This window comes from Ruegeria sp. CH5, from assembly GCF_056537025.1.
Map to the genome: position 1 here is coordinate 108,256 of NZ_JBQFQT010000002.1, position 14,828 is coordinate 123,083.

Genomic DNA, 14,828 nt, shown 5'->3' on the forward strand with positions numbered 1-14,828 from the left:
GTGATTTGGCTTTCGCGGGTGTCCCGGCGTTTACTTGCGGTCGGAGGGCGCCATGCAAAAACCGGAACGGTTCGACAAATTCTATTTCGCCAAGGTCGGGATGGGCGAGGCCTGCGGTTGCGCCGAGCGCATCATCGACGTCCATGAATTCAACCGCAAAGCGGGTGCGCGTGACGCGGACATGGTGGCTCGGCCACGGCGTCGCGGCCTGCGATCGCTTGCCCTGAAATACGGCCTGATCAGCCGCCCCAGCGGGCGGTGATCACGGGGTGCGAAGGCCCAGCCGCGTGACGACCTCTGCGGCCTCGGCCAGCCAGCGGTTTTTCAGTTCGACCCCCGAGGCCCGGCGCAGGCCCATCTGGCGCAGCTTTTCCATCCGCTCGGGGTTGCCCGCGCCGAAACTTGCGGCCACGCGGGGCCACCAGTAATCGACCGAGTCCTGCATCGCCGGCGCCGCGCCCTGTTCCAACAGCTTGACCGCGCCTTCCAGAGCCAGTTCGCCGTGATGCGCCTCGATCGGGGCGATGGCGCGGAACGCCTCGGCCAGCGGCTGATAGGACACCAGCGCGAACTCGGCCAGTTGCACGCCCACGGCCCGGCTCATCAGCAGGTTCATCACCACCGCATCGGTCCAGCCTTCGATTGGATAGTTGAAGACCGCAAGGCGCATGTCATGTTCGCTGCGCGTGGCCCCGATATCGGCGGAACGGTCCAGCCGGGCGGTCCACGGGTGATGCGTGGCATAGCGGTCGGTATCCGCGCCGAACTCGCCCATGATCTTCAGCACGCGGTCGGCATTGTCGGTCTTTTCCAGAACGATCTTCGCCGCCGCGATGCGTTCCTTGATGCCCGGCCCCTGGTTGATGATGTCCGCAAACCCAGCCGCACCGGCCAGTTCGCTATCGACGAAGGTCGCCATCAGTTTCATCAGCTCGGCCCGGTATCGGGGTGGCACATTGGTCGGGTTGGTCAGAACGCCGCCTGCCGCTAGGTAGCTTTCGATGCTCATGTCTTCGGCCATGGTCCCTCTCCCTTTACTGGTCGTAATCGACGACGACATTGTCGGTCAGCGGGTAGGCCTGGCAGCTGAGCACATAGCCCTTCTCGACCTCGTAATCCTCGAGCGCGTGGTTGGCCACCATTTCGACCTCGCCTTCGATCACCTTGCAGCGGCAGGTCGAACAGACCCCGGCCTTGCAGGCATAGGGGGCGTCCATCGCGTTTTCCAGCGCCGCATCCAGAATGGTCTGGTCCTTGGGCATGGTGAGGGTCTGGGTGGCGCCGTCCAGCGTGACCCGCGCCTGGGTCTGGTTGGCCTGTGCAGCTGTTGCCGCATCGCCCTGCTTGCGTTTGGCGCGGCCGGGTTGGGCGCTGGCAAACAGCTCGAACTTGATCTGGCTGTCGTCCAGCCCGTGTTCGCGCAACGCCTCGGCAATGCCCAGCATCATCGGCTCGGGGCCGCAGATGAAGGCGGTGTCGGTGTTTTCGACGTCGATCCAGTGCTGGAACAGTTCGGCGCATTTTCTCTTTGTCACCAACCCGGTGAACAGGTCGATCTCCTGCGCGTCGGTTTCCAAGATATGGATCACGTTCACGCGGCCCATATACTGGTTCTTCAGGTCTTCCAGCTCTTCGCGGAACATGATCGTGTTCACGCCCTTGTTGGCATAGACCAGCGTGAAGCGCGCATTCGGCTCGCGTGCCAGCGTGGTCTTTAGGATCGACAGCACGGGCGTGATGCCCGACCCGCCGGCAAAGCCCAGGTACTGCCGATGCGCGGCCGGGTCCAGCGGTGTGTGGAAGGCCCCCATCGGCGGCATCGCCTGCAGCCTGTCGCCCACTTTCAGCTCGGTGTTGGCCCAGGTTGAAAAGGCGCCGCCCTCGACCCGTTTGATGCCCACCTGCAGAACGCCGTCATCCTTGCCCGCGCAGATCGAGTAGGAGCGGCGCAGCTCTTCCCCGTCAAATTCGCGGCGGAAGGTCAGGTACTGGCCCTGGACAAAGTCGAATTCCTCGGCCGCGCCGTTCACCGGTTTCAGCGTGACCACGACCGCGTCGCGGATGGTCTTGTGGATGTCGGTGACTTCCAGATCGTGAAAACGTGCCATCCGGTCCTCCTCAGATGCACTTGAAATAGTCGAAAGGTTCCAGGCAGTCGGTGCAGCGCCAATGCGCCTTGCACGGAGTCGAGCCGAACTGGCTGACCTTTTCCACTGCCGTGCTGCCGCAATGCGGACAGCGGTCGGGTCCGCCCGCGGGCTGGGGCGGTGCGATGCCATAGTCCTTCAGCTTCGCACGCCCCTTGTCGCTGAGCCAATCGGTCGTCCAGGCCGGAGAGATGCGGGTCTCCAGCTTGATCTTGTCGATGCCGTGGTCGCGCAGGGCGGTTTCGATGTCCATCGCGATGACCGAGGTCGCTGGGCAGCCCGAGTAGGTGGGCGTCACGGCAACCTTCAGCGTGTCGCCTTCCCATGTCACATCGCGCACGATGCCCAGATCGACGACCGAGATCACGGGGATCTCGGGGTCGGGCACGGCGTCGAGCCATTCCCAGACCTGCTCTACGTTGGCGCGGTTCATCTGCCTTTACCAGGTTGCGCCCGGATAGGCCCGCTGCAGCCATTGCATCTGGGTCAACAGGTGGCCCAGATGTTCGGTATGCATGCGTCCGTCGCGGCCGCCCTTGTGGGCAAAGCGGCTGTCGGGAACGGTCAGGGTGGCCTCGGTCAGTACGCGCCGAACCAGCGCGTCATATTCCTCGCGCAGGTTGGCCGGATCGGGGGCGATGCCCGCGGCGGCCATCTCGGCATCGACCTCGTCGCTGGCGAACAACTCGCCCACATAGGGCCAGAGGTAATCCAGCGCCTCCTGCATGCGCCTGTGGCTTTCCTCGGTGCCGTCGCCCAGTCCGACCACCGTGTCGCTGGACCGTTCCAGGTGATAGGCGACCTCTTTGCTGGCCTTCTCGGCAATCGCCGCGACCCGGTCGTCGGACGATTTCAGCAACCGGCCCAGCATGATCGAGTGCCAGGCATCAAACAGGAACTGGCGCATCAGGGTGCGGCCGAAATCGCCGTTGGGCACCTCGACCAGCAGCACGTTGCGGAAATCCCAGGCGTCGCGCAGAAAGGCCAGATCGTCGGCGGACTTGCCTTCGCCCTGAACCTCTCCGGCCAGGCCCAGCCACATCTGCGTCTGGCCGATCAGGTCCAGCGCGGTGTTGGCCAGCGCGATGTCCTCCTCCAGCACCGGCGCGTGGCCGCACCATTCGCTGACGCGATGGCCCAGGATCAGCGTGTTGTCCCCCATCCGCAGCAGGAATTGCAGGAATGCCTCGTCGCGGGTCATCACATCGCCCCCACTTCTTCGGGGATGTCGAAAAAGGTCGGATGACGATAGACCTTGCTTTCGCTGGGCTCGTACAGCGGGCCCTTGTCGCTGGGCGAACTGGCGGTGATGTTGTTGGCCTCGACCACCCAGATCGAGACACCCTCATTGCGGCGGGTATAGACGTCGCGGGCATTCTTGATCGCCATTTCGGCGTCGGGCGCGTGCAGCGAGCCGACATGGCGGTGGCTCATGCCGTGCTGGCCGCGGATGAAGATTTCCCACAGGGGCCATTCGTTTTTCATCAGGTGTCCTCCTATCGGGTGGGTTATTCGGCTGCGACCTTGCGGGCGCGTTTCTTGCGGGCATGTTCCAGCAGACCGTCACGCACCCATTTGCCGTCGTCCCAGGCCTTGTTGCGGGCGGCCAGGCGGTCGGTGTTGCAGGGGCCGTTGCCCTTGATCACGTCAAAGAATTCCGACCAGTCGGGCTGAGTGAAATCGTAATGCCCGCGCTCTTCGTTCCACTTCAGGTCGGGGTCGGGGATGGTCAGGCCCAGATACTCGGCCTGCGGCACGGTCTGATCCACGAATTTCTGGCGCAACTCGTCATTGGTGTTGATCTTGATCTTCCACGCCATCGACTGGGCCGAATGCACCGAGTCCTTGTCGGACGGGCCGAACATCATCAGCGACGGGTACCAGAACCGGTTCAGGGCGTCCTGCGCCATCTTGCGCTGTTCGGGCGTGCCCTCGGCCATCTTGCGGATCGCGTCATAGCCCTGGCGCTGGTGAAAGCTTTCTTCTTTGCAGATGCGGATCATCGCGCGCGAATACGGCCCGAACGAGGTGCGCTGCAGCGGCACCTGGTTCATGATCGCCGCCCCGTCGACCAGCCAGCCCACCGCGCCGATATCGGCCCAGTTCAGCGTTGGATAGTTGAAGATCGAGCTGTATTTCATCCGCCCGTCCAGTAGCATCTCGGTCAGTTCGTCGCGGCTGACGCCCAGGGTTTCGGCGGCGCAGTACAGATAGAGGCCATGCCCGGCCTCGTCCTGCACCTTGGCCAGCAGGATCGCCTTGCGTTCCAGCGTGGGCGCGCGGGTGATCCAGTTGCCTTCGGGCAGCTGGCCGACGATCTCGGAATGGGCGTGCTGGCCGATCTGGCGAATCAGCGTCGCGCGATAGTCGTCGGGCATCCAGTCCTTGGGCTCGATCTTGATGTCGGCGTCGATCTTGTCCTGAAAGGCGCGTTCCTGCTCGGTCATTTCCTCGCGGGATTTGACGCCTGTTCCTGCCGTCTTGATCATCTGAGCGTACATGTCGGGTCTCCTCCCTTACACGCGTTCGAGAATAAGTGCGGCGCCCTGGCCCACGCCCACGCACATGGTGCACAAGGCATAGCGCCCGCCGGTGCGGCGCAGCTGATAGGCCGCCGTCATGACCAGCCGTGCGCCGGACGTGCCCAGCGGATGGCCGATGGCGATAGCGCCGCCATTTGGATTCACATGGGGGGCGTCATCGGCCACGCCAAGTTCACGCAGGGTGGCCAGACCCTGGGCGGCGAAGGCCTCGTTCAATTCTATCACATCCATCTGCTCGATGCTCAGCCCCGTGCGGGCCAGCACTTTGCGGGTGGCCGGGACCGGACCGATTCCCATGACCCGAGGCTCGACCCCCGCGACCGCCATGCCCACGACACGGGCCATTGGGGTCAGGCCGTTTTTCTGCGCGGCGGCCTCGTTGGCCAGCAGAATGGCCGCGGCGCCGTCATTGACGCCCGAGGCATTGCCCGCCGTCACCGTCTTGTCCGGCCCGTTGACGCCCTTCAGGCCCGCCAGCTTTTCGGCCGTGGTGCCGGGGCGGGGATGTTCGTCGGTGTCCACCACCAGCGGATCGCCCTTGCGCTGGGGGATGGTCACGGGGGTGATTTCCTCGGCAAAAACGCCGGCCTGATGCGCGGCCGCCCAGCGGGCCTGGCTGCGCGCCGCAAAGGCATCCTGATCGGCACGGCTGATGTCATAGTCCTCGGCCACGTTGTCGGCGGTCTGCGGCATTGAATCCGTGCCGTACATCTGCTGCATCCTCGGGTTCACGAAACGCCAGCCGATCGTGGTGTCATAGACAGCGTTGGCGCGGGAAAAAGCGCTGGTGGCTTTGGGCATCACGAAGGGCGCGCGCGACATGCTTTCGACGCCACCGGCAATCGCCATGTCATAATCGCCCGCCTTGATGGCCCGCGCGGCCATGCCGACCGCATCCATGCCGCTGGCGCACAGGCGGTTGATCGTGGTGCCGGGCACCTGAACCGGGAAACCGGCCAGCAGGGCGGCCATGCGCGCCACGTTCCGGTTGCTTTCGCCGGCCTGGTTGGCATCGCCCAGGATCACGTCATCCAGGCTGGCCCAGCCCACCTGCGGGTTCCGCTCTTTCAGCGCAGCCAGCGGAATCGCGGCCAGATCGTCGGTGCGAACCTGGGACAAAGCCCCGCCATAGCGTCCGATCGGGGTGCGCTGTGCGTCGCAGATGAAAGCGTCCATGCGTCAGAACCTCGTGTCTTGCGTCCGAGTCAATAAGTGACCGCTTGGTCGGGTAATACGCCCGGAAGTGATTCGCGGCAAGGAAAATGTAACGCAATCGTGCGCCAAATCGAAATTCAGTAACGTATTTGTGCCGACATGAGAAAACCCGCACGGGGGCGGGCGATCTCGATCTTCGGGGCAGGAACCGACTAAAGCTGACCGGCTTCGGTCAGAACCTTGCGCGCCACGCGAAAGCACTCCAGCGCCTGCGGGACGCCACAATAGATGCCGACGACATGGATGATCGCCCGAATCTCCTCCTTGCTTACGCCGTTGTTCAGGGCTCCGCGACAGTGGATCTCCCACTCGTGCATCTTGCCCAGGGCGCCGATCATCGACAGGTTCATCATCGAGCGGGTCTTGGGGTCGATCACCTTGTCCCCCCAGCCAAAGCCCCAGCACCAGGCGGTCATGGCCTCCTGAAACGGGCGGGTGAAATCATCCGCCGCGGCCAGGTTCTTTTCCACGTATTCGTCGCCCAGCGTCGCCTTGCGCTGCGCCAGTCCTTTCAGGAACAGGTCTTCGTCAAAGATGTCGGCCATCGTCCACTCCGCTTGCATCTGTATCCACCGCCTCGCGCATCCATTGCTGCAAGCGGGCGATCGAATGTTCCGACATTACGCCGCAAGCCGGGTCTAGCACCAGCGGGCCGGGGCGATAGCCGCGCGATTTCAGGCCGCGATGCACGCTTTCAACCAGCCGGATGTCTTCTTCGACCGTGGTTTCCCGGTCCTGCACCGCCAGTTGGCGGATCACCGCGCTTTCGGATCCGCCCTCGGTGTACCAGCCGCGCCAGACGGTGCAGTGGTCGGCATCCTGCGCGCGCCAGTGATAGGTGTTCAGCACATTGCCGGGATAGCACTGGAACGAGAACATCGGCCACAGAAACCACGACTGATAATCGCCCGCATGGGGCACAGACAGGTCGATGGGATAGGTCATCTTGTCGAGGCTCTGACACTCGGTCGTATGGCGCAGGACGTATCCGCCGCCTGCGTCGGGTTGAATGTCATAGGTCTCGGGTTTGACCACACCGGTGGCAAAGGTCGGGTGATTGGTCGGGCAGTGATAGCATTCCGAGTAATTCTCGATACTGACCTTCCAGTTGCAGTTTTCGGGAATCTCGACCCATTCCAGCGGCTCAAGATCGTCGATCTGCGGGACAAAGGCGCGGATTTCCGCACGCACGCCGGGGTACCAGTCGTCCATCGGGGCGGCGTCATCGTCGAGGTTGACGAAAATGAAGCCGTTGAACAGCTCGGTCCGCACCGGGGTCAGACAGATCGCGCTGCGGTCGAAGCCCGGAACCGATTTGATGTTCGGCCCGGCGCGCAGTTGCCCGGTGAGTTCATAGGTCCACGCGTGATAGGGGCAGACGACGACGCGGGTGTTGCCGGCCCCGGTCACCATCTCATGCGCGCGGTGCTGGCAGACATTGTAGAAGGTGCGGATTTCGCCATCGCGCCCGCGGATGCAGAACAGGTTCTGACCTGCGATTTCAAAGGCGAAGTAGTCGCCCGGCTCGCGCACCTGCGCCACATGGCCGGCAAATTGCCAGGTGCGGGCCAGAAGGCCCTGTTTCTCGTGCTCGAATATCGCCGGGTCGGTGTAATAGCGGGCCTCCAACGATCGGGTCAGCGGTGCGGTCATTCAGGCTCCTCCGCATAGAGGCCAAGTTGGTGCCGGCGGCGGTGAAACCGCTCCACACGCTCGACGATTTCATCGCTGGACAGGGCGACCACGAAGGACAGAAGCGTCTCCAGCAGCGCGATGGTCGAAACCGATGACGGAAAGAACTGGGGCGTGTCGGCGGCGACGACAAACCCATGTTGCGCGTTCAGAATGACCGGGCTGGCGGGGCTGTCGGAAATGCCGACCACGGTCATGCCCTGTTCGCGGGCCAGCTTCACCGCCTCGATCACCTCGGTCCGGTAGGGGTGACAGGTCATCGCGATCAGCACGTCCTGTTCGCCGGCCCAGGCGAGATCGTCCACCGGGGTCGAGCCGGGGCGGGGGATGGCGTGGAACTGCTTCATCCCGGTCGAGGCCAGATAGGTAAAGTTGCGCGCGTTCGCGTTGTTGACGCCGACGCCCAGCGTAAACACCTGCCGCGATGTCCAGATCGCCTCGGCCGCGGCCTGCAGCCGGGTCGCATCGATCCCCGCGAAGGTTTCCTCGATGTTTCGGATCGCGGCCCCGACCATGTCGGCATAGAGCCCGCCCAGCTCGCCGGATTTGCCGATCTCCTGCAGCCAGCGGGCGCGGTCGGGGAACGACACGGTGCCTCGGCGGATGGCGTCGCGGAATGGCGCGCGGAAATCCTCGTAGCCCTCGAACCCCACCTGCCGCGCCATGCGGACGAAGGTGTTGGGTTTCACGTTTGCGGCCTCGGCGATCTCGCGTACGGTCGAAACGCCCACATCCGCCGGGTTCTCCAGCACATAGCGGGCGGCCTTCTGCGCCTCGGGCGTCAGGGCGTCCCATTCACGGGTCAGCCGGTCAAGAACGGTGGTTGATACATTTGTGTCATTCATGATTGACGATGGTACAAATGTGGCCTTAGCCTGTCGAGAAGAAATGCGACTCGGTGAGAGGAAAAATCATGTCCGGGAAGGAACTGCCGTCACAGGCCCGCGTAGTGATCGTGGGCGGAGGTGTCATGGGCGTGGGTCTGGCCTATCATCTGGCGCACGAGGGTTGGACGGATGTCGTTTTGCTGGAAAAGGCCGAGCTGACCAGCGGCAGCACCTGGCACGCGGCCGGGCAGATCACCCATTCGACCAGTTCCTTTGGTCTGGGCAAATGCGTGGACTACAACATCGGGCTCTATTCCGGTGCGCTCGAGGCCGAGACCAGGCAGGCGGTGACATGGCATGGATGCGGCTCGTTCCGGCTGGCCTATACCGAGGACGAGATGGACTGGCTGCGCCACACCCTGTCGGTGGGCCGGTCACTGGGCTTCAACATCGAACTGGTCGGCCCCGACCGCGTGGCCGAACTGCACCCGTTCTACAACCTCGACGGGGTTCTGGGCGCGCTGCACACGCCGGATGACGGGCATGTGGACCCGACGAACGTGACAATGGCCATGGCGGCGGGGGCGCGTCAGTTGGGCGCACGGATCATCCGCCGCTGCCGCGCCACCAACATCACCCAGGCGGCCAATGGCGAATGGGTGGTCGAGACCGAACGGGGCACGATCCGCTGCGAACACGTTGTGAATGCGGGCGGCACCTATGCCCGGCAGATGGGCGAATGGTCGGGCCTGCAACTGCCGATGACCTCGATGACCCACCACTATTTCGTGACCGAACCGGTGCCACAATTCCAGGACCTCGATCACGAGCTGCCGGTGATCCGCGATGACCGCAAGGTCTCGGGCTATATCCGCATGGAGCAGAAGCGCGGGCTGATCGGGATCTATGAGAAGGAGAATACGAATTCGGTCTGGCATGACCATTGCCCGTGGGACTATGAAAACTGGCTGTTCGATGCCGATTACGACCGGGTCATGCCGTGGCTTGAAGAGAGCCTGAACCGGATGCCGATTTTCGCCGATCTGGGCATCCAGCGCGAGGTTCACGGGGCGATCTCGCACCCGCCCGACGGCAATCCGCTGATCGGCCCGGCGCCGGGGGTGCGAAACTATTGGTGCTGCTGCGGCACTCAGATCGGCATCGGCTGGGGCCCGGGCCTGACGCGCGAACTGGCGCGGTGGATGGTGCATGGGGCGGCCGACATTTCGATGCGCGACTATGATCCGCGCCGGTTCGGGGCCTATGCCACCAAAGACTGGCAGGTCACCAAGGCGCATGAGGATTACAAGCTGCGCCACGAAATTCCGTTTCCGCATTTCAACCGTCTTGCCGGGCGGCCGGTCAAGCCGTCCCCCCTGTATGGCCGGCTGAAAGCAAAGGGGGCCGTGTTCGAAGAGGTTTATGGCCATGAACGCCCCCGCTGGTTCGCAAAGGACGGCGTTGAACAGCGCGACCATTATTCCTTCCGCCGCAATGTGGTGCATGACATGGTGGCCACCGAATGCAGGGCCGTGCGCGAGGCGGTCGGCATCATGGATATCTCGGCCTTCACCAAGGTCGAAATCAGCGGCCCGGATGCCCGGGCCCTTCTGGACCGGCTGGTCGCCAACCGCCTGCCGCAAAAGGTGGGCGGCATCGCGCTGACCCATATGCTCAACCGCCGTGGACGGATCGAGCTGGAGACCACGGTCGTGAAGCTGGCCGAGGACCGGTACTACCTCGTCTGTGCCGCCTTCTTCGAGCAGCGCCTGCTGGACCACCTGACCCAGCATCGCGACGAAGAAAACGTCGATATCATCCTGCGATCCGACGACTGGGCCGCGCTCAGCCTCAATGGCCCCCGGGCGCGCGAGGTTCTGGCCGCCTGCACCGAAGCCGATCTGAGCAATACCGGTTTCAAATGGCTGACAGCGCAGGAAATCGACGTGGCGGGTCATCGGCTCTGGGCTTTCCGCATGTCCTATGCTGGTGAATTGGGATGGGAACTGCACATGCCGCGTGACAGCGCCCTGGCCGTCTACGATGCGCTCTGGGCTGCAGGCGCGCCGCATGGCATCGCCGATTACGGGTCGTTCGCGATGAACGCGCTGCGGATGGAGAAGGCCTTCAAGGGCGCGGGCGAGTTGACCAACGAGGTCACTCTGGCCGAGGCCGACGTGCTGCGCTTTGCCCGCACCGACAAGGAATACCTGGGCAAGGACCAGACCCTGAACCCCGATCTGCGCTGGGTCTGCGCCTATCTGGAGATCGAACCGGATGGCGAAAACGATGGGCATGGCGGCGAGGCGGTCCTGCTGGATGGCCAGGTCGTGGGTTCCACCGCCTCGGTGGCCTACGGGCATACGGTCGGCAAGATCCTTGCCTTTGCCTATGTCAAACCGCAGGCCAATGTGCCGGGAACCGACGTGCAGGTGGTGATCGCCGGCGCACCGCGTCGCGGGCGGATCCTGGGCGCGCCCGCCTATGACCCGCAAAGCCTCCGGCCCCGTACCGACACCGCGATGGAGGCTGCGGAATGATCCCGAAAACCATGAAGGCCATGGTCCTGACCGGGCATGGCGATCTGGACAAATACGAATGGCACGAGGACTGGCCCACGCCCACACCCGGCCCGATGGAGGTGCTGATCAAGGTGGGCGCCTGCGGGCTGAACAACACGGATGTGAACACCCGCACCGGTTGGTATTCCAAGGCGGTGGACGAGGCAACCACCGGCGGCGCCTATTCCGAGGTGGATGACGACGATAGCACCTGGGGCGGCGCGCCCCTGACCTTCCCGCGCATTCAGGGCGCGGATGCGGTTGGCACGGTCGTGGCCGTGGGCGAGGGGGCCGATCCTGCGATCATCGGCCGGCGGGTGATCGTGGCGGGCTGGCTGCGCGACTGGTCCGATCCGATGAACCGCGACAAGGCCGGGTATTTCGGCTCCGAATGTGACGGCGGCTTTGCCGAATACACCAAGGCCGACATCCGCGGCGTGGCGGCGATCGACTCCGACCTGAGCGATGCCGAACTGGCGACCTTCAGCTGCTCGTACGTGACGGCCGAGGGCATGTTGGACAGGGCGCAGGTCGGCGAGGGCGACACGGTTCTGATCCCCGGTGCCTCGGGCGGTGTGGGCGGGGCGCTGATCCAGCTGTCCAAGCTGCGCGGCGCACGCGTGATCGCCATGGCCAGCGCGGCCAAACACCCGGAGGTCGCCAAACTGGGCCCGGATCGCATCCTGCCGCGCAACCCCAGGAACCTGCGGGCCGAGCTGAAAGGCGAACGGATCACCGTCGTCGCTGATGTCGTGGGCGGAGAGATGTGGCCCAAACTGATCGACATGCTGGAGCGTGGCGGGCGCTATACCTGTTCGGGCGCGATTGCCGGTCCGATCGTGCAATTCGACCTGCGCACCTTCTATCTGCGCGATCTGACCTTCACCGGGTCGACCGTGAACACGCCGAAGAACTTCTTTGATGTCGTGAAATACATAGAAAATGGGCAAATTAAGCCAGCTTTGGCCGCCACTTACCCGTTGACTGAACTGCGAGAGGCCCAGCAGGCCTTCATCGACAAGCAACATACCGGCAACATCGTGGTGATCCCATGACCCTGGAAAACGTTCTCGAAGCCGCGCGGCACCTGCATCAGAGCCTGCCGGCGCTGTCCGAATTCGGCACCTGGCCCACCGACCTGACCGCGACCGGTTTGCAACCGCGGGCGATCCCCGCCATGCCACTGGTGCAGGCGCTGGATCAACCCGGATCACCCCGGACAACGGGGTTGGTTCAGGCGATCCGGTCGGCGGCGCATCTTGCCCACTGGAAACGAACCTATACCGAGGCAGAGGTCGGTGCCGATTTCCGCAATCGGTACGGGTATTTCGAACTGTTCGGGCCAAGCGGTCATTTCCATTCGACCCAGCTGCGGGGCTATGTCGCCTATTGGGGCGCCGGGCTGGACTATGACTGGCACAGCCATCAGGCCGAGGAGCTTTACCTGACGCTGGCGGGCGGTGCGGTCTTCAAGGTTGCCGAGGACCAGGCCTTTGTGGGCGCTGAAGGCACGCGCTGGCACGCCAGTTGGCAAAGCCACGCCATGTCCACGGGGGATCAGCCGATCCTGACATTCGTGCTGTGGCGGGGAGAGGGGTTGAACGACCTGCCAAGGATGGACGCCGCATGAAGATCACCCGCATCTCGGTCTTTCACGTCGATCTGCCGCTTGAACATCCCTATTGGCTGTCCGGCGGACGTCTGAAATTCGAGGTGCTGGATGCCACCTTCGTCAAGATCGAAACCGATGCCGGGCTGACCGGCTGGGGCGAGGGTACACCATGGGGCCACACCTATGTGCCCGCCCATGGGCCGGGCATCCGGGCGGGGATCGAGACCATGGCGCCCTTCGTCTTGGGGCTGGACCCGCGTCGGGTTCTGGAGGTCGAGCAGGCGATGGACCACGCGCTGCCCGGGCATCTTTACGCCAAATCGCCGATCGACATGGCCTGCTGGGACATTGCCGGACAGGCGGCGGGGTTGCCGATTGCCGATCTGATGGGCGGCGGGTCACGCAGCCCCGCGCCGATCGCCTCCTCGGTCGGGGCCAAGACCGTCGAGGAAACCCGCGCGGTGATGGATCGCTATCGCGGCCGCGGCTATTGGGTGCATTCGGTCAAAGTGGGTGGCGACGTGGAGCGTGACATAGAACGCATCCGCGATGTCGAGGCGCACCGCCCGGCGGGTGAGCGCATCCTTTATGACGTCAACCGCGCCTGGACGCGGCAGCAGGCGCTGCGGGTGATGAAGGCCACCGAGGATCTGGGCGTGATGTTCGAACAACCGGGCGAGACGCTGGACGACATCGCCGCCATCCGGACCCTGCATTCCGCCCCGGTCAGCGTGGATGAAAGCCTGGTCACCCTGCAGGACGCCGCGCGCATTGCCCGCGACGGGCTGGCCGAGGTTTTCGGAATCAAGCTCAACCGTGTCGGCGGCCTGACCAAGGCCGCGCGGATGCGGGACATCGCGCTGGCGCATGGCATCGACATGTATGTGATGGCCACCGGCGGCTCGGTTCTGGCCGATACCGAGGCGCTGCATCTGGCCGCCACCATCCCGGATCACAACCGTTTGGGCGTCTGGGCCTGTCAGGACATGCTGACGCTGGATGTCGCGGGCGGGCGCGGCCCGCGCAACCGTCAGGGTCATCTCGAACTGCCCGAGGCACCCGGCCTCGGGGTAGCCCCGGATGAAGATGCACTGGGGGAACCAAAGGCCGTGTACCAATGACCCGCATCACCCGCATTTCGCTCTGGCATGTGCCGCTGACCAGCCATCAGGCCTATTACATGGCTGACGGCAAGGCCTGCGACACGGTTGAAACGGTGGTTCTGGCGCTGGACACCGATGACGATCTGACCGGTTGGGGCGAGGTCTGCCCGATTCCGCATTACCTGCCCGCCTATGCGCGCGGCGTGGCCCCGGCGGTGAAGGACATGGCCGCAGTTCTGCTGGGCGCCGACCCGATCGGACCCGAGGCGTTGATGGCGCGGCTGGACCGGCACCTGCCGGGGCATGTCTATGCCAAATCGGCGATCGACATCGCGCTGTGGGATCTGACGGGGCAGGTGGCAGGGCTGCCACTGCACGCGCTGCTGGGCGGTCGGCGGGCGCGGACGATGCCGCTCTATCACTCGATCACCTGCATCGCCCCGGCCGAGATGGCCCGCATCGCCCGCGAGGCGCAGGCGCAGGGCATCACCCAGTTCCAAGTCAAGCTGGGTGCGGATTCCGATTGGCAGGCCGATGTCGAACGCCTCCGTCTGGTGCGCGAGGCGGTGGGCGACGGGCCGCTGGTCTATGGCGACTGGAACTGCGGCGCCACGTCTCTGTACGCCAGCCGGGTGGGGCGGGCGGTCGCGGATCTGGATGTGATGCTGGAGCAGCCCTGTGCCACGATTGAAGATTGCGCCCGCGTGCGCGCTGCCACCGGCCTGCCGATGAAGCTGGACGAAAGCGCACACGACACCGCCAGCCTGCTGGCCGCGCATGCGCTGGGCTGCATGGACGCGGTCGCGGTGAAGCTGTCGAAATTCGGCGGGCTTTCGGCGGCGCGCCGCGCGCGTGATCTGTGCCTGCATCTGGGGGCGAAGATGTGCGTCGAAGACACCTGGGGGTCTGACATCACCACCGCCGCCCTGCTGCATCTGGGCGCGGCCACCGAACCCGCGCGCCTGATGAACGTGTGCGACCTGTCAGGCTATGTCGCGCCGAGGCTGGCGCCGGATGGCCCAACCCGCAAGGGCGGCCGCATCGCGCCGCCCGACGGGGTCGGCCTGGGCGTCCCGCCCGACCGCGAATACCTGGGCGCGCCGGACGTGATTCTGGATTAGGGAGGCG

At 64.5% G+C, this 14,828-nt stretch carries 16 protein-coding genes; 6 read left to right on the forward strand and 10 right to left on the reverse strand.

Annotated features, from left to right (window positions below; genetic code table 11):
• Positions 1 to 52 precede the first annotated feature (52 nt).
• Positions 53 to 262 carry a hypothetical protein gene (locus ACR0JC_RS07875; RefSeq protein ID WP_170340285.1) on the forward strand — a complete coding sequence of 70 codons (210 nt, stop codon included), beginning with the start codon at positions 53 to 55 and terminating at the stop codon, positions 260 to 262.
• On the opposite strand, the gene ACR0JC_RS07880 is transcribed toward ACR0JC_RS07875, so the two are convergent.
• The 10 genes from ACR0JC_RS07880 to ACR0JC_RS07925 form a co-directional block, all read right to left on the reverse strand.
• Entirely contained in the window at positions 263 to 1,021 is a 759-nt protein-coding gene (locus ACR0JC_RS07880; RefSeq protein WP_170340287.1) for a Phenylacetic acid catabolic protein, read from the reverse strand. It abuts the gene before it with no gap.
• Between the two features lie 13 nt (positions 1,022 to 1,034).
• Positions 1,035 to 2,108, reverse strand: coding sequence for a 2Fe-2S iron-sulfur cluster-binding protein (locus ACR0JC_RS07885; protein ID WP_170340289.1), 1,074 nt, complete (start codon positions 2,106 to 2,108; stop codon positions 1,035 to 1,037).
• A 10-nt stretch (positions 2,109 to 2,118) separates the two neighbouring features.
• Complete coding sequence (paaD, locus tag ACR0JC_RS07890) at positions 2,119 to 2,580, reverse strand: 1,2-phenylacetyl-CoA epoxidase subunit PaaD (RefSeq protein WP_170340292.1); 462 nt, start codon at positions 2,578 to 2,580, stop codon at positions 2,119 to 2,121.
• A gap of 6 nt (positions 2,581 to 2,586) precedes the next feature.
• Positions 2,587 to 3,348: a 1,2-phenylacetyl-CoA epoxidase subunit PaaC gene (paaC, locus tag ACR0JC_RS07895; protein ID WP_170340295.1), complete on the reverse strand. Its 762-nt coding sequence runs from the start codon at positions 3,346 to 3,348 to the stop codon at positions 2,587 to 2,589.
• Positions 3,348 to 3,632: a 1,2-phenylacetyl-CoA epoxidase subunit PaaB gene (paaB, locus tag ACR0JC_RS07900; RefSeq protein WP_005978248.1), complete on the reverse strand. Its 285-nt coding sequence runs from the start codon at positions 3,630 to 3,632 to the stop codon at positions 3,348 to 3,350. Before paaB ends, paaC begins: the two co-directional genes overlap by 1 nt.
• 23 nt (positions 3,633 to 3,655) lie before the next feature.
• A complete protein-coding gene (gene paaA / locus ACR0JC_RS07905) occupies positions 3,656 to 4,648 on the reverse strand; it encodes a 1,2-phenylacetyl-CoA epoxidase subunit PaaA (RefSeq protein ID WP_170340298.1) in 993 nt (330 codons plus the stop codon).
• Between the two features lie 15 nt (positions 4,649 to 4,663).
• Positions 4,664 to 5,866 carry a 3-oxoadipyl-CoA thiolase gene (gene pcaF, locus ACR0JC_RS07910; RefSeq protein ID WP_480763710.1) on the reverse strand — a complete coding sequence of 401 codons (1,203 nt, stop codon included), beginning with the start codon at positions 5,864 to 5,866 and terminating at the stop codon, positions 4,664 to 4,666.
• Between the two features lie 191 nt (positions 5,867 to 6,057).
• Positions 6,058 to 6,450 carry a carboxymuconolactone decarboxylase family protein gene (locus ACR0JC_RS07915; RefSeq protein ID WP_170340302.1) on the reverse strand — a complete coding sequence of 131 codons (393 nt, stop codon included), beginning with the start codon at positions 6,448 to 6,450 and terminating at the stop codon, positions 6,058 to 6,060.
• A complete protein-coding gene (locus ACR0JC_RS07920) occupies positions 6,434 to 7,558 on the reverse strand; it encodes an aromatic ring-hydroxylating oxygenase subunit alpha (protein ID WP_170340305.1) in 1,125 nt (374 codons plus the stop codon). The genes ACR0JC_RS07915 and ACR0JC_RS07920 overlap by 17 nt, the downstream gene beginning before the upstream one ends.
• Positions 7,555 to 8,442: a MurR/RpiR family transcriptional regulator gene (locus ACR0JC_RS07925; protein ID WP_170340307.1), complete on the reverse strand. Its 888-nt coding sequence runs from the start codon at positions 8,440 to 8,442 to the stop codon at positions 7,555 to 7,557. The genes ACR0JC_RS07920 and ACR0JC_RS07925 overlap by 4 nt, the downstream gene beginning before the upstream one ends.
• Before the next feature lie 68 nt (positions 8,443 to 8,510).
• Here ACR0JC_RS07925 and ACR0JC_RS07930 point away from each other — a divergent pair, with 68 nt between their 5' ends.
• Genes ACR0JC_RS07930 through ACR0JC_RS07950 form a run of 5 tightly spaced genes read left to right on the forward strand, consistent with a single transcriptional unit; the run spans position 8,511 to position 14,821 of the window.
• A complete protein-coding gene (locus ACR0JC_RS07930; protein WP_170340309.1) occupies positions 8,511 to 10,964 on the forward strand; it encodes an FAD-dependent oxidoreductase in 2,454 nt (817 codons plus the stop codon).
• Positions 10,961 to 12,040 carry an alcohol dehydrogenase family protein gene (locus ACR0JC_RS07935; protein WP_217361077.1) on the forward strand — a complete coding sequence of 360 codons (1,080 nt, stop codon included), beginning with the start codon at positions 10,961 to 10,963 and terminating at the stop codon, positions 12,038 to 12,040. Before ACR0JC_RS07930 ends, ACR0JC_RS07935 begins: the two co-directional genes overlap by 4 nt.
• Positions 12,037 to 12,615, forward strand: a complete 579-nt coding sequence (locus ACR0JC_RS07940) for a dimethylsulfonioproprionate lyase family protein (protein ID WP_170340311.1) — start codon at positions 12,037 to 12,039, stop codon at positions 12,613 to 12,615. Before ACR0JC_RS07935 ends, ACR0JC_RS07940 begins: the two co-directional genes overlap by 4 nt.
• On the forward strand, positions 12,612 to 13,718 hold the full coding sequence (locus tag ACR0JC_RS07945) for a mandelate racemase/muconate lactonizing enzyme family protein (RefSeq protein WP_480763714.1): 1,107 nt from the start codon (positions 12,612 to 12,614) through the stop codon (positions 13,716 to 13,718). Before ACR0JC_RS07940 ends, ACR0JC_RS07945 begins: the two co-directional genes overlap by 4 nt.
• Positions 13,715 to 14,821, forward strand: a complete 1,107-nt coding sequence (locus tag ACR0JC_RS07950; protein ID WP_480763716.1) for a mandelate racemase/muconate lactonizing enzyme family protein — start codon at positions 13,715 to 13,717, stop codon at positions 14,819 to 14,821. The genes ACR0JC_RS07945 and ACR0JC_RS07950 overlap by 4 nt, the downstream gene beginning before the upstream one ends.
• The last annotated feature ends 7 nt before the right edge of the window (positions 14,822 to 14,828 follow it).